Origin of the sequence: Micromonospora rifamycinica (assembly GCF_900090265.1) — a bacterium.
GTDB classification, from domain to species: Bacteria; Actinomycetota; Actinomycetes; order Mycobacteriales; family Micromonosporaceae; genus Micromonospora; species Micromonospora rifamycinica.
In genome coordinates this window covers 794,711-807,539 of sequence record NZ_LT607752.1, presented here as the reverse complement: position 1 = coordinate 807,539, position 12,829 = coordinate 794,711, and the positions used below count along the sequence as shown (strand labels likewise).

Genomic DNA, 12,829 nt, shown 5'->3' with positions numbered 1-12,829 from the left:
TCAGTCGGCCGCCCGCAGCACCGCGTCGCGCAGCGTGCCGTCGGCGGTGGCCGGTACGCAGCGCAGGTCCAGCAGGAGCCGGCCCCGGACCACCCGGCCGAGCACCGGCGGGTCGCCCCGGCGCAGCGGTGCGGCGTACCGCTCGGGCAGGCTGAGCGCCCAGGAGTCCAGCTCGACGCCGGGTGCCCCGCCCCCACCGACCACCGCGACGCTGGGCAGCACCTCGGCCTTGCAGCCCTCGGCACCGAGGGTGTCCCGCAGCCGTTCGCAGCGGTCCCGCAGCCCGGCCGGGTCGGCGTGCAGGGCGTCCCGGGTGGGGGTGGTCGGCCCGTGCAGGGTGGCCGCCAACGCGGCGAGGGTCAGCTTGTCCACCCGCAGCGCCCGGGCCAGCGGGTGCCGGCGCAGCCGGTCGACCAGGTCGGCGTCGCCGAGCAGCAGCCCGGCCTGGGGGCCGCCGAGGAGCTTGTCGCCGCTGGCGGTGACCAGGTGCGCCCCGGCCCGCAGGGTGCCCGCCGCGTCCGGCTCGGCGGGCAGCAGCGGGTCGGCGGTGAGCAGACCGGAACCGATGTCGGCCACCACCGGCACGCCGAGGGTGGCCAGCTCGCCGACCCCGACGGCCGCGGTGAAGCCGGTGACCACGAAATTGGACGGGTGCACCTTGAGCACGAAACCGGTGTCCGGCCCGACCGCCCGAACGTAGTCGTCGCGGGTGGTGCGGTTGGTCGTGCCGACCTCGCGCAGCCGGGCACCGGTGCTGGCCAGCAGGTCGGGTAGCCGGAACCCGTCGCCGATCTCCACCAGCTCCCCCCGGCTGACCACGATCTCCCGGCCGGCGGCCAGCGCGGTCGCCGCGAGGACCAGGGCCGCCGCGCCGTTGTTGACCACGTGCACGGCGGCGGCGTCGGGCACCGCCGCGGCCAGCGCGGCCAGCGCGTCGCGGCCGCGGCGGGCCCGCCGACCGGTGTCCAGGTCCAGCTCCACGTCGGTGCAGCCGGCGGCGGCGACCAGCGCGTCGACGGCGGCGGCCGACAACGGGGCCCGGCCGAGGTTGGTGTGCAGCACCACCCCGGTGGCGTTGAGCACCACCCGGTGCCCCGGGGCGGACAGGGCGGCGAGTGCCGCGTCGCGGACCTGCCCGGGGGTGATCTCCCCGAGCCGGGCCCGCTGCTGGGCGCGGGTGACGGCGACCTTGACCCGGTCCCGGCCGAGGGTGGCCGCCGCGGCGGCCAGCCCGGGGTCGGCCAGCAGCACGTCGGTGCGCGGCACCCGCCGACGCGGATCGCCCGCCGCCTCACCCATGCGTGTCATCTCCCCCGGTGGTTGGCGGAGACGGACGGGAATCGAACCCGCCTGGCCCGGATCCCGGACCACACCAGCTTTGAAGGCTGGGAGGGGCACCAGCCACCTGAACGCCTCCGCCACCGAGTCAACCACAGGGCCGCCCGGGCGGCGTGGCGAGGTGTCAGACCCGCCCCGTAGGCGACGAGGTGTCAGACCTGGCCGGCCTCGCGGCGACGGATCCGGTCCCGCTGCGGCAGCACCGTGTACTTCGGATCCCGGGCCGAGGCCACTCCGCCGTGGAAGATGCCGAACCGGGTGGCCACCGAGGCCGCCAGCAGCGCCGCGCCGGACAGTGCGGACAGTGCCCGGCTGCGCCGGCCGGCCAGCGCGCCGACCACCCCGGCGGCGGTGAGCAGCCGACCGGCGCGCAGCAGCCGGCCCGCCGTGCCCAGCCGGTAGGGCTCGCTGAGCAGGCCCAGCCGGGTCTCCACCGCGTGCGCGCCCCACAGCTCCAGCGCCGCCCCGGCGACCGCCATCCGCCGGGCCGGCCCGGCCTGCGCGCAGGGCGCGGCGAGCAACCCCACACCGGCGCCGCTGGCCAGCGCGCTGCCCGCGAAGATGGTCGGCAGCTCCGGGTACGCCTCGTGCCAGGACGGCACGGCCGTCCCGGCCAGCAGCACCCCGGTGTACGTGGCCAGCGCCGGCGCGACGGCGGCGGCGGCCAGCCCGGCGGCCCGCCCGGTCGGCGGCAGCAGTCGCCGGGCCAGCCCCGACACGCCACGGTCCGGCAGCAGCCGGGCGACCTCGGCGACGGCGGCGAGCCCGGCGGCCGGTCCGTAGGCGGTGAGGATCCAGGTGCCCACCGACATCGGCGAGGTCGGTTTCGCCACCCGCAGCATGTGGTGGAAGCGCGCCGGCCGCCCCAGGTCGTTGACGAGGAAGTAGGCGCTGGCGGTGACCGCGCCCAACGCGGTGGCCCGACCGGCCCGCCGCAGCGCCGGCCGGCCGGTGAGCTGCCCGCCGGCGGCCAGCAGCGACGACCCGGCGGCGAGCCCGCCGGTGAACAGGTACGCCGGGATGTCCCACCGCCACACCGGGGCCTTGAGGATCGGCCGGCCGTAGTAGGAGGTGAACTCCGCCGCCGGGACCTGCAGCTCCTCGCCGCCGCGCCCACCCCGGCCCCGCCGCCTGCGCGCCACCGGCGGCTCGTCCCGGGGCGGTACGACCACCGGCGCGTCGGCAGCGTCGGCCGAACCGGGGGCTCCGGCCGGGTACGCGCCGTCGGCCGGACCCGCGCCGACCTTCGCCCCGTGGCCGAGCCGGGCCGAGGACCGCTGCGGCCGGAACGCACCGTCGGCCGCCAGCCGCTCGCGGAAGCCCCGGAACCGCTCCCCCACCGGCCTGCGGCCCACGCTCACGACGACCCTCCGACGAACGCGGCGACAGCCGCCGCCGTCATGGCCAGCGCGGCCAGCCCGGCCCGCCGCCACATCCTCGGCAGGTCCCGGGTGGTGACCACCGGGTCCGGCGGCAGGCCGTACACCTCGGGCTCGTCGAGGAGCAGGAAGAACGCGCCGTCGCCGCCGACGCCGTCGGTCGGGTCGTGCCCGTACAGCCGGGCCTGCGGCACGCCCCGTTCGTGCAGCGCGGTGACCCGCTGGGCGGCCCGCTCGCGCAGCTCGTCGAGCGGGCCGTACTGGATGGACTCGGTCGGGCAGGCCTGGGCGCAGGCCGGGGTCATGCCCGCGCCGAGCCGGTCGTAGCACAGCGTGCACTTCCACGCCCGGCCGTCGCCCCGGCGCTGGTCGATCACCCCGTAGGGGCAGGCGGAGATGCAGTAGCCGCAGCCGTTGCAGATGTCCTCCTGCACCACCACCGTGCCGAACTCGGTGCGGAACAGCGACCCGGTGGGGCAGACGTCCAGGCAGGCCGCGTGGGTGCAGTGCTTGCAGACGTCCGACATCATCAGCCAACGGAAGTCGGTGCGGGCCTCGACGCCGGTGCCCCGGCCGGGTGGCGCGGCCCCGGGCATCCCGAGGAACCGGGTGCCCGTGCCGCCGGCCCCACCGGCCGCCCCGCCGCCGGGTGCGGTGGCCGGGGTGGTGCCGCCGGACCCGGCGGTGGTCGGGTCGGTGGTGGCGGTGGCGACGTCGCCCGGGGGGACACCCGGGTTCGTGTCGCCGACGTTGCCGGTGCCGGCGGCGACCGCCGCCGACGCCGCGGCGGCCGACCCGCCCGTCGGGGTGCCGACGAACGGCGCGCCGCCGGGACCGGCCGGGACCGGCTGCTCGATGAAGGCCACGTGCCGCCAGGAGTTCGCGGTCAACGCGCCGGTGTTGTCGTACGACATGCCGAGCAGGTCGAAGCCGGACGCGGGGACGGCGTTCCACTCCTTGCAGGCCACCTCGCAGGCCTTGCAGCCGATGCAGACGCTGGTGTCGGTGAAGAACCCCATCCGGGGGCCGGCAGCCGTCCAGCCCGCGTCCGGGGCCGGATCGAGCGGGCCGTACAGGCTGTTGCCGTCAGGCATGGTCGGCACCCTTCTCCCGTGGCCCGTCGTCGCTGCGGCCCGCCGGCCGGCGGACCCGGGTCGTCACCGTCGGCGGGCGTTCGCCGGGCACGATCCCGGCCCGTCGACGGTAGTCCTCGACCAGGTCCCGCAGCGGCGGCCCGGTCGGCCGGCGGCCCGGCCGGATGTCGCAGGTGCCGACCTTGCTCTCCTGGATGAGCACGTTCGGGTCCAGGGTGATGCCGAACAGGTCGTTGGCCGAGTCGCCGGTGACCAGGCCCTCGTAGCCGAAGTGGTAGGGCAGCCAGAGCTGGTGGATCACCCGGCCGTCCACCCGCAACGGGGTGAGCCGGTCGGTGACCAGCACCTTCGCCTCGATCACCGCCCGGCCGCTGATCAGGTGCGCCCACCCGAGGTGGGTCAGCCCCGCCTCGCCGGCCAGCTCCGGGGACACCTCCACGAACATCTCCGGTTGCAGCTCGGCCAGCGGACGCACCGTCCGGCTCATCGCCCCGGCGGTGTGGTGCTCGGTGAGCCGGCTGACCGTGAACACGTACGGGAACACCTGGCTGTGCTCCTGCGGCGGGCTCGGGTTCACCGAGTTCACCGGATGGGCGTAGACCTTGCGGGTGGGGTTGGCCTGCTGGCCGTAGAGCGGATTGCGCATCGGCGACTCCGCCGGCTCGTAGTGCGTCGGCAGCGGACCGTCGAGCACCCCGCTCGGCGCGTACAGCCAGCCCTTGCCGTCGGCCTGCATGACGAACGGGTCGTCGCCGGCCAGCGCCGCCGGGCCGGACGCCCCCTGCGGCGGCCGGTACGTCGGCGGTTTCGTCCGCTCGAAGTCCGGCACGTCGTAGCCGGTCCACTCGCCGGCCTGCGGATCCCACCAGACGTACCTCTTGCGTTCGCTCCACGGGCGGCCCTGCGGGTCGGCCGACGCCCGGTTGTAGAGGATGCGCCGGTTGGCCGGCCACGCCCAGCCCCACTCGGCGGCCACCCAGTCCTGCTCGTGCCGGGACCGGCGGCGGGCCGCCTGGTTGACCCCGTCGGCGTAGACGCCGGAGTAGATCCAGCAGCCGACCGCGGTGGAGCCGTCGTCCTTCGCCTCGGCGAACGAGGCGAGCGGACGGCCGGTGGACACGTCGTAGCCGTTGATCTCGCGCAGCACCGCCTCGGCGCTCGGCTCGTCGTGCGGGCCGTGGGTGGGGTATTCCCAGGCCAGGTCGAGCAGGGCGCGGTCGCGCCGGTGGGGGGAGCCGGCCAGCTTCTCCCGCAGCCGCCGCCCGAGGTGGTAGAAGAACCACAGCTCGGAGCGGGCGTCACCCGGTGGCTCGACGGCCTTCTCCCGCCACTGCAACAGCCGCTGGGTCTGGGTGAAGGTGCCCTCCTTCTCCACGTGCGACGCGGCCGGCAGGAAGAACACCTCGGTGCGGCACTCGGTCGGGACGATCTCGCCGGTGGCCACCTCGGGGCCGTTCTTCCAGAAGGTGGCGCTCTCGATCATGAACAGGTCGCGGACCACCAGCCAGTCCAGGTTGGCCATGCCGAGCCGCTGTGCCCGCCCGTGCGCGGAGCCGACCGCCGGGTTCTGGCCGAGCAGGAAGTACCCCTTGATCTTGCCGTCGATCATGTTCAGCACCTGCTGGTAGGTGCCGTGGTCGCCGGTCATCCGGGGCAGGTGGTCGTAGCAGAAGTCGTTCTCCGGGGTCGCCGCGTCCCCCCAGTACGCCTTGAGCAGGCTCGCCGCGTACGCCCGCGCGTTGCCCCAGAAACCCTTCTGGCCGGGGTGCCGGATGCTGTCCACCCACTCGTCGAAGGTCGGGTGGTCGGCGTGGTGCGGCATCGGCAGGTAACCGGGCAGCAGGTTGAACAGGGTCGGGATATCCGTCGAGCCCTGGATGCTGGCGTGCCCGCGCAGCGCCATGATGCCGCCGCCCGGCCGGCCCATGTTGCCCAGCAGCAACTGGATGATCGCCCCGGTGCGGATGTACTGCACACCGACGCTGTGCTGGGTCCAGCCCACCGAGTAGACCAGCGCGCCGGTGCGGTCCCGGCCGGAGTTCTCCGTCCAGGCCCGCGCCAGCTCGAGGAACTTCTCCCGGGGGATGCCGCAGACCCGCTCGACCATCTCCGGGGTGTAGCGGGCGAAGTGCCGGCGCAGGATCTGGTAGACGCAGCGCGGATGCTGGAGGGTCTCGTCCCGCTCGGTCTGCCCGTCCACCTCCGCGCCGTGCGACTCGTGCCGCAGGCCGGCGGCGGTGTCCCGCTCCTTGGCGGTGTGCCCGCTGCCGGAATCCTGCTCGTGCCCGGCGTACTGCCAACTGGTCTGGGTGTAGCTGTCGGTGTTCGGGTCGTAGCCGGAGAACAGGCCGTCGCCGTCCTCGGTGTCGGCGAACTGCTCGCTGACGATCGTCGCCGCGTTCGTGTACGCCAGCACGTACTCCCGGAAGTCGAGTTCGTTGTCCAGGATGTAGCGCACCACCCCACCGAGCAGGGCGATGTCGGTGCCCGCCCGGATCGGCAGGTAGCTGTCGGCGACCGCGCTGGTGCGGGTGAACCGGGGATCGACGTGGAAGACCTTCGCACCGCGCCGCTTGGCCTCCATGACCCACTGGAAGCCCACCGGGTGGGCCTCGGCCATGTTCGACCCCTGGATGACGATGACGTCAGCGTTGGCGAGGTCCTGTTGGAAGTCCGTCGCGCCACCGCGACCGAAGCTGGCCCCCAGACCGGGGACGGTGGCGGAGTGTCAAATGCGGGCCTGGTTCTCGATCTGGAGCGCCCCCATCGCGGTGAACAGCTTCTTGATGAGGTAGTTCTCCTCGTTGTCCAGCGTCGCCCCGCCCAGGCTGGAGATGCCCAGCGTGCGGTGCAGCGGCCGGCCGTCGCTGTCGACGTCCTCCCAGGTCTGCTCGCGGGCGGCGAGGACCCGGTCGGCGATCATGTCGAGCGCGGTGTCGAGGTCGAGATCCTCCCACTCGGTGGCATACGGTCGGCGGTAGCGGACCGTGGTCTGCCGCAACGGGCTGGTGACCAGGCTCCTGCTGGCCGAGCCCTTCGGGCAGAGTCGTCCCCGGGAGATCGGGCTGTCCGGGTCGCCCTCGATCTGGGTGACCTGACCTTCGGAGACGTACACCCGCTGCCCGCAGCCGACCGCGCAGTACGGGCAGACCGAGCGGGCCACCCGGTCGGCGGTCTCGGTGCGGGCGGTCAGCCCGGCGGAGCGGCCCGACTGCGCCGCCGCGCCCCGGCCGAGCGGGTCGGTGCCGGTGAGCTGCCGGTAGACCGGCCAGCCCGCGAGGAACGTCCGCAGACCCACCGCCCACCTCCCTCCCGGGCATGATCCGACCTACTGAACATAGGCCAGCGCGGCGGAGGATGCGACCCGGGTGCGAGGATCTGCGCACACCGAAACGGCGCTGCCCCCGACCGGGCGGGTCGGGGGCAGCGCCGTATCACGGTGGCGGAGCGCCGGCATGCATGTCGCCTCTCGGCGCGTGGCGCAACGCGGCTCCAGCCGAACGGAACTCCGCGACGGCAATTCAGGTGAGGCCCGGGGACACTGGACACACCGACGCTCCTGCGGCAACGATACCCCACCCGGGGCTTCCCCGCCGCCCACGCGCCAAGCCCGCGACGGCACGGGCGCGCCGGGCGTCGCGTACCCGGGCGGGTCCGCGCGGCGTTACCCTGACACCATGCAGGCCACCCTGGCGACCGCCCACCTGGCCCGGCCGGGCCGTCCGGTGGTGGTGGCGCGCACCCTGGCGGAGCTGGCCGGTCCCACCGGCGGGGTGGTGGAGCTGCCGGTACGGCTGATGTGGAGCAGCGAACGCACCTTCGACCTGGCCGAACCGGACGACCTGCTCTGGTTGTACGAGAACGTGCTGCGGGAGACCACCCGCGCCGACGACCTGCGGGCGCTGGTCGACGGGCCGACCCTGCGCCGGGTGTGGCGACTGCTCAACCTGCCCCGCGGGGTACGCCAGGCCTGGGAGAGCCGGCACCGGGCGCTGCGCGCCGCGTGACCCACCTGCACGACTTCTACCGGGAGGTCGCCCGGGTCGCCCTCACCGCGGCCGGGCGGCACCGGTTCGTGCTCGGCGGCGGGGTGGCCTGGGCAGCGCACGGCCTGGTCACCCGCCCCACCGAGGACGTCGACCTGTTCGCCGACGTGGAGGGGGCCGCCGAGGCGGCTGCCGAGGAGGTGCGCGCCGCGCTGGAGCGGGCCGGCTACACCGTCGCGGTCGCCGATCCGGACAGCGACCTCGGTGCGCTGTTCGAGGGCTTCGACCGGGACATCCGGGACTTCGTGGTCGGCCGGGGCGACCGGCGGATCCGGCTCAGCCTTGCCCGGCTCGACCGGTACCGCTCACCGGTGGTGATGGACCTCGGACCGGTGATGGACGTCCGCGACCTGATCGCCAACAAGACCGCCGCCCTGGTCAACAGGCGGGAGGCCCGCGACTACATCGACGTGGCGGCCGCGCTGGCGCACTACCCGGTCGACGCGCTGCTGGCCCTGGCCCGGCAGGTTGACCCGGCACTGGCCGACGAGGACGTCCGGGCCGCCGGCCGCTACCTGGACCGGCTGCCGGACCGGCGGCTCGCCCGCTACGGCCTGGACCCGGCGCAGATCGCGCAGGTACGTCGCCGGCTGGCCGACTGGCCCCGCTGAACCCTGCCGCCGGACCGCCCGTACGCCGGACCGGGGCGCACCCGGCCCGGCGCGGGCGGGCAGCTCACTTCGTGAACCGGCCACCGGTGACACCGAGGATCTCCCCGGTGACGTAGCTGGACTCCTGGGAGGCGAAGAAGACGTACGCCGGTGCCAGCTCGGCGGGCTGCCCGGCCCGGCCCAGCGGGGTGTCGGTGCCGAACTGCGCCACCTTCTCCTCGGGCATGGTCGCCGGGATCAGCGGCGTCCAGATCGGGCCGGGGGCGACCGCGTTCACCCGGATCCCCTGGTCGGCGAGCTGCGCGGCGAGCCCCTTGGTGAAGTTGGCGATGCCCGCCTTGGTGGTGGCGTAGTCCAGCAGCGGCGGCGACGGGTCGAACGCCTGGATGGAGGTGGTGTTGATGATCGTCGCCCCCTCCTTCAGGTGCGGCACGGCGCTGCGGCAGAGCCAGAACATGGCGTACAGGTTGGTCTTCATCACCCGGTCGAACTGCGCGGTGCTGATCGCCGTGATGCCCTCGTCCTGGGCCATCTGGTAGGCCGCGTTGTTGACCAGGATGTCCAGCCCGCCGAGGTCGGCCACCGTCCGGTCGACCAGGTCGACGCAGTGCTGCTCGTCGGTCAGGTCGGTGCGTACCGCGACACCCTTGCGGCCGGCCTCCTCGATCAGCCGGACGGTCTCCCGGGCGTCGGCGTCCTCCTCGTCGCTGAGGTAGGAGACCACCACGTCGGCGCCCTCCCGGGCGAAGGCGATCGCCACCGCCCGGCCGATGCCCGAGTCGCCGCCGGTGATCAGGGCGCGCTTGCCGACCAGCCGGTCGCTGCCCCGGTACGACGTCTCGCCGTGGTCCGGGGCAGGGTCCATCGCGCCGGTCCGGCCGGGCGTCGACTGCTGCTGGGCCGGCTGGCCGTCCTGGTGGCCGTACTGGTCGGTCGGGTCCTGCGGGGTGTACTGGTCCTGGCTCACCGTGCGGCTCCCTGCCTGGTTTCGTCCGTTCTGGGTCTCCGCCTCACCTACCCCGAGGGGTAGGGCGGAAACAACCGGGCCGGGGGTCGCCGGACCGACGCGGAGATGACCGGCTGGGTGGGCACGGGCGAACAGTGGCGACCACTGTGGCAGGAGGGGCCGGCGGTGGCTATGGTGCGCAGCGGCGTCCACGAGGCGCCGCCTCCCCCATGGAAGGGCATCTCATGACCTCCTCCTCCGGCGCCTCGCGCCGCCGGCTGCTGGCGGTCGCCGCCGCCGCGGCGAGCGCCCCGCTGATCGCCGGCACCCCCGTCCGGGCGGCCGAGCGGAAGACCCCGACCGGTCCGAAGACCTGGGACCTGACCGTGCTGGGCACCTCGGACACCCACGGCAACGTCTACAACTGGGACTACTACCGCGACGCCGAGTTCGACGACAGCAAGCACAACGACGTCGGCATCGCCAAGCTGGCCACCCTGGTCAACCAGGTCCGCGCCGAGCGGCGGGGCCGGGCCACCCTGGTCCTCGACGCCGGCGACACCATCCAGGGCACCCCGCTGGCCACGTACTACGCCAAGCAGGAGCCGATCACCGTCACCGGCGCGACGCACCCGATGGCCCGCGCGATGAACATCCTGCGGTACGACGCCGTGACGCTGGGCAACCACGAGTTCAACTACGGGCTGCCGCTGCTGGCGACCTGGATCGACCAGCTGGGCTTCCCGGCGCTGGCCGCGAACGCGGTGAACGCGCGGACCGGCAGGCCGGCGTTCCAGCCGTACGTGCTCAAGCGGGTCCGGCCCGGCGGCCCCGGCGGGCCGACGCTGACGGTGGGCATCCTCGGGCTGACCAACCCCGGGGTGGCCATCTGGGACAAGGGCAACGTCGAGGGCAGGCTGGTCTTCCCCGACATGGTGCAGACCGCCGCGAAGTGGGTGCCGGTCATGCGGCAGCGGGGCGCGGACCTGGTCATCGTCTCCGCCCACGGCGGCGACAGCGGCACCTCCAGCTACGGCCCGGAGCTGCCCAACGAGAACCCGGTGGCGTTGATCGCCCAGCAGGTCCCCGGCATCGACGCGATCCTCTTCGGCCACGCCCACAACGAGGTGGTCGAGAGGTTCGTCACCAACACCGCCACCGGCGCGCAGGTGCTCACCGCGGAACCGTCCAAGTGGGGGCAGCGGCTGACCCGGATGGACTTCACCCTGACCCGGGAGCGGGGCCGCTGGAAGGTCGTCGCCAAGGGCGCCACCATGCTCAACACCAACACCGTGGTCGAGGACCCGAAGGTGCTCGCCGCCGTGCGGGGCCAGCACGACAAGACCGTCGGGTACGTCAACACGGTGGTCGCCCGGTCCACCCGGGAACTGTCCGCCGCCGAGTCGCGTTACCGGGACACCCCGATCCTGGACTTCATCAACCACGTGCAGACCGAGGTGGTCACCGCCGCCCTCACCGGCGGCCCGTACGCGGCGCTGCCGGTGCTGTCGATCGCCGCGCCGTTCAGCCGCACCGCCGTCTTCCCGCAGGGCGACGTGCGGATCCGGGACGTCGCCGGACTGTACGTCTACGACAACACCCTGGAGGCGGTGGTGCTCACCGGCGCCGAGGTGAAGGCGTACCTGGAGTACTCGGCGAAGTACTTCACCACGCTGCCCGTCGGTGCGCCTGTCGACCCGGCGACGATCAGCGACCCGGCGGTGCCGGACTACAACTACGACGTCATCTCCGGGCTGGACTACGACATCGACGTCTCGCGGCCGGTCGGGCAGCGGATCACCCGACTGGTGCTGCCGGGCACCGACAGCCCGGTCGCCGCCGACGCGCAGTTCGTGGTCGCGGTGAACAACTACCGGCGCAGCGGCGGCGGGAACTTCCCCGGCATCGTCAAGACCCAGGTCTACAACGCGCAGCAGGAGATCCGCCAGCTGCTGATCGACTGGGCGCAGGCCCGGGGCACCATCGACCCGGCCGACTTCTTCGTGCCGAACTGGCGGCTGGTCCGCGCCGGGGTGCCGGTCTTCTGAAGCGGGGTGCCGGCCGACGGGTCCGGGGACGCACCCCGGCGCGTCGGCCGGTCGCCGGACGGGTCAGCCGCCCGAGCGGAGGTCCTGCTCGTACTGGCCGGGGGTGGGGTCGGGCTGGTAGCGGGGCGGGTCGGTCTCGGTCGCCGCCAGCCGGTCCTCGGGGCGTACCGGCGGTGGCAGCTCGCCGAAGCGCACGTGCCGCAGGAAGGCGTACTGCTCGTCGCTGAACGGTTCGGTGGGCTCACTCATGACCCACAGTGTGCGCCGGGCATCAAGGCCGGCGGGAGGGGTAACCGCGCGGAACCGTCGCCGACGAAAGGACCAACCATGCGCGCGGTACGGATGACCGCCCCCGGGGTGCTCGAACAGGTGGAGGTGCCCACCCCGACGCCCGGCCCCGGCGAGGTGCTGGTACGCGTCGGCGCGGTCGGCGCCTGCCACTCCGACCTGCACATCCTCGACGCCGCGCCGGGGGTGTTCCCCACCCCGCTCACCCTCGGCCACGAGATCGCCGGCACCGTGGACGCGGTCGGCGACGGGGTCACCGGCTGGTCCGGCGGTGACCGGGCCGCCGTCTACGGGATCATCGGCTGCGGCACCTGCCGGGGCTGCCTGCACGGCCGGGAGAACCAGTGCCGCACCGTGCCCGTCGGCGGAGTCGGGCTCAGCCGCGACGGCGGACTGGCCGAGTACGTGACGGTGCCCGCCTCGCGGCTGCTGCCCGTCGGTGACCTGGAGCTGACCCAGGCGGCGCCGCTGACCGACGCCGGGCTGACCCCGTACCACGCGATCGAGCTGGCCCGGCCGGCGCTGCGCCCCGGGACGACCTGCGTGGTGATCGGCATCGGCGGGCTGGGGCACATGGCGGTGCAGATCCTCGCCGCCACCACCGCCGTGCGGATCATCGCGGTGGACAGCGACGTCGCCGCCCTGGACCTGGCCACCCGGGTGGGCGCGCACCACGTGGTGCCGGCCGGTCCGGACACGGTCGACCGGATTCGGGAGCTCGTCGGCCCGGCGCCGGACGGCGCGGACGTGGTCGTCGACTGCGTGGGGGTCGACGCCACCCTGGCCACCGCCCGCGGCGTGGTCGCCACCGGCGGCCGGCTGCTGCTGGTGGGCCTGGGCGGCGGCACCCTGCCGGTACGGCCGGTCGCCGACGAGCCGCCCACCGTGCCGTTCGAGACCAGTGTGGAGGTCCCGTTCTGGGGCACCCGGGCCGAACTCCAGGAGGTGATCGCCCTCGGTCGGGCCGGGCTGCTCACCGCCGACGTGCAGACCTTCCCACTGGAGCACGCCCCGGAGGCGTACCGGCTGCTGCGCGCGGGCGAGATCCACGGCCGCGCGGTGATCGTGCCCTGACCCGC

10 protein-coding genes and 1 tRNA gene are annotated in these 12,829 nt (G+C 74.3%); 4 read left to right on the top strand and 7 right to left on the bottom strand.

The features are described 5' to 3' along the window. The 5 genes from selA to fdh all read right to left on the bottom strand — a co-directional run bounded on the left by selA (nucleotide 1) and on the right by fdh (nucleotide 7,109). Nucleotides 1–1,299, bottom strand: a complete 1,299-nt coding sequence (selA, locus tag GA0070623_RS03380; protein ID WP_067313121.1) for an L-seryl-tRNA(Sec) selenium transferase — start codon at nucleotides 1,297–1,299, stop codon at nucleotides 1–3. Between the two features lie 22 nt (nucleotides 1,300–1,321). After that, a tRNA-Sec gene (locus GA0070623_RS03375) sits at nucleotides 1,322–1,417 on the bottom strand. Nucleotides 1,418–1,490: 73 nt separating this feature from the next. Continuing rightward, the gene (nrfD, locus tag GA0070623_RS03370) at nucleotides 1,491–2,699 is read right to left on the bottom strand and encodes an NrfD/PsrC family molybdoenzyme membrane anchor subunit (protein WP_067313123.1); all 1,209 of its coding nucleotides are present in this window, start codon (nucleotides 2,697–2,699) and stop codon (nucleotides 1,491–1,493) included. Then, complete coding sequence (locus GA0070623_RS03365; protein WP_067313149.1) at nucleotides 2,696–3,811, bottom strand: 4Fe-4S dicluster domain-containing protein; 1,116 nt, start codon at nucleotides 3,809–3,811, stop codon at nucleotides 2,696–2,698. Before GA0070623_RS03365 ends, nrfD begins: the two co-directional genes overlap by 4 nt. Continuing rightward, the gene (fdh, locus tag GA0070623_RS03360; RefSeq protein ID WP_157517613.1) at nucleotides 3,804–7,109 is read right to left on the bottom strand and encodes a formate dehydrogenase; all 3,306 of its coding nucleotides are present in this window, start codon (nucleotides 7,107–7,109) and stop codon (nucleotides 3,804–3,806) included. Before fdh ends, GA0070623_RS03365 begins: the two co-directional genes overlap by 8 nt. Nucleotides 7,110–7,488: 379 nt before the next feature. Here fdh and GA0070623_RS03350 point away from each other — a divergent pair, with 379 nt between their 5' ends. Both GA0070623_RS03350 and GA0070623_RS03345 read left to right on the top strand, forming a co-directional pair. Next, nucleotides 7,489–7,818, top strand: a complete 330-nt coding sequence (locus GA0070623_RS03350) for a hypothetical protein (protein ID WP_067313130.1) — start codon at nucleotides 7,489–7,491, stop codon at nucleotides 7,816–7,818. After that, entirely contained in the window at nucleotides 7,815–8,468 is a 654-nt protein-coding gene (locus tag GA0070623_RS03345) for a nucleotidyl transferase AbiEii/AbiGii toxin family protein (RefSeq protein ID WP_067313132.1), read from the top strand. The genes GA0070623_RS03350 and GA0070623_RS03345 overlap by 4 nt, the downstream gene beginning before the upstream one ends. A gap of 64 nt (nucleotides 8,469–8,532) precedes the next feature. On the opposite strand, the gene GA0070623_RS03340 is transcribed toward GA0070623_RS03345, so the two are convergent. After that, nucleotides 8,533–9,435: an SDR family oxidoreductase gene (locus GA0070623_RS03340; protein ID WP_067313133.1), complete on the bottom strand. Its 903-nt coding sequence runs from the start codon at nucleotides 9,433–9,435 to the stop codon at nucleotides 8,533–8,535. 224 nt (nucleotides 9,436–9,659) lie between these two features. On the opposite strand from GA0070623_RS03340, the gene GA0070623_RS03335 reads away from it, so the two are divergent. Continuing rightward, a complete protein-coding gene (locus GA0070623_RS03335) occupies nucleotides 9,660–11,462 on the top strand; it encodes a bifunctional metallophosphatase/5'-nucleotidase (protein WP_067313134.1) in 1,803 nt (600 codons plus the stop codon). A gap of 63 nt (nucleotides 11,463–11,525) precedes the next feature. Here GA0070623_RS03335 and GA0070623_RS03330 read toward each other — a convergent pair whose 3' ends face one another. Then, nucleotides 11,526–11,711, bottom strand: coding sequence for a hypothetical protein (locus GA0070623_RS03330; protein WP_067313136.1), 186 nt, complete (start codon nucleotides 11,709–11,711; stop codon nucleotides 11,526–11,528). A gap of 78 nt (nucleotides 11,712–11,789) precedes the next feature. Between GA0070623_RS03330 and GA0070623_RS03325 the strand changes: the two genes are divergently transcribed. After that, a complete protein-coding gene (locus GA0070623_RS03325; RefSeq protein ID WP_067313138.1) occupies nucleotides 11,790–12,824 on the top strand; it encodes an alcohol dehydrogenase catalytic domain-containing protein in 1,035 nt (344 codons plus the stop codon). The last annotated feature ends 5 nt before the right edge of the window (nucleotides 12,825–12,829 follow it).

Coding starts and splice junctions, on each gene's coding strand:
- GA0070623_RS03365 (WP_067313149.1), bottom strand. CDS start 3,811: ATGCCTGACGGCAACAGCCTGTACGGCCCGCTCGATCCGGCCCCGGAC.
- GA0070623_RS03335 (WP_067313134.1), top strand. CDS start 9,660: ATGACCTCCTCCTCCGGCGCCTCGCGCCGCCGGCTGCTGGCGGTCGCC.
- GA0070623_RS03350 (WP_067313130.1), top strand. CDS start 7,489: ATGCAGGCCACCCTGGCGACCGCCCACCTGGCCCGGCCGGGCCGTCCG.
- selA (WP_067313121.1), bottom strand. CDS start 1,299: ATGGGTGAGGCGGCGGGCGATCCGCGTCGGCGGGTGCCGCGCACCGAC.
- GA0070623_RS03330 (WP_067313136.1), bottom strand. CDS start 11,711: ATGAGTGAGCCCACCGAACCGTTCAGCGACGAGCAGTACGCCTTCCTG.
- GA0070623_RS03325 (WP_067313138.1), top strand. CDS start 11,790: ATGCGCGCGGTACGGATGACCGCCCCCGGGGTGCTCGAACAGGTGGAG.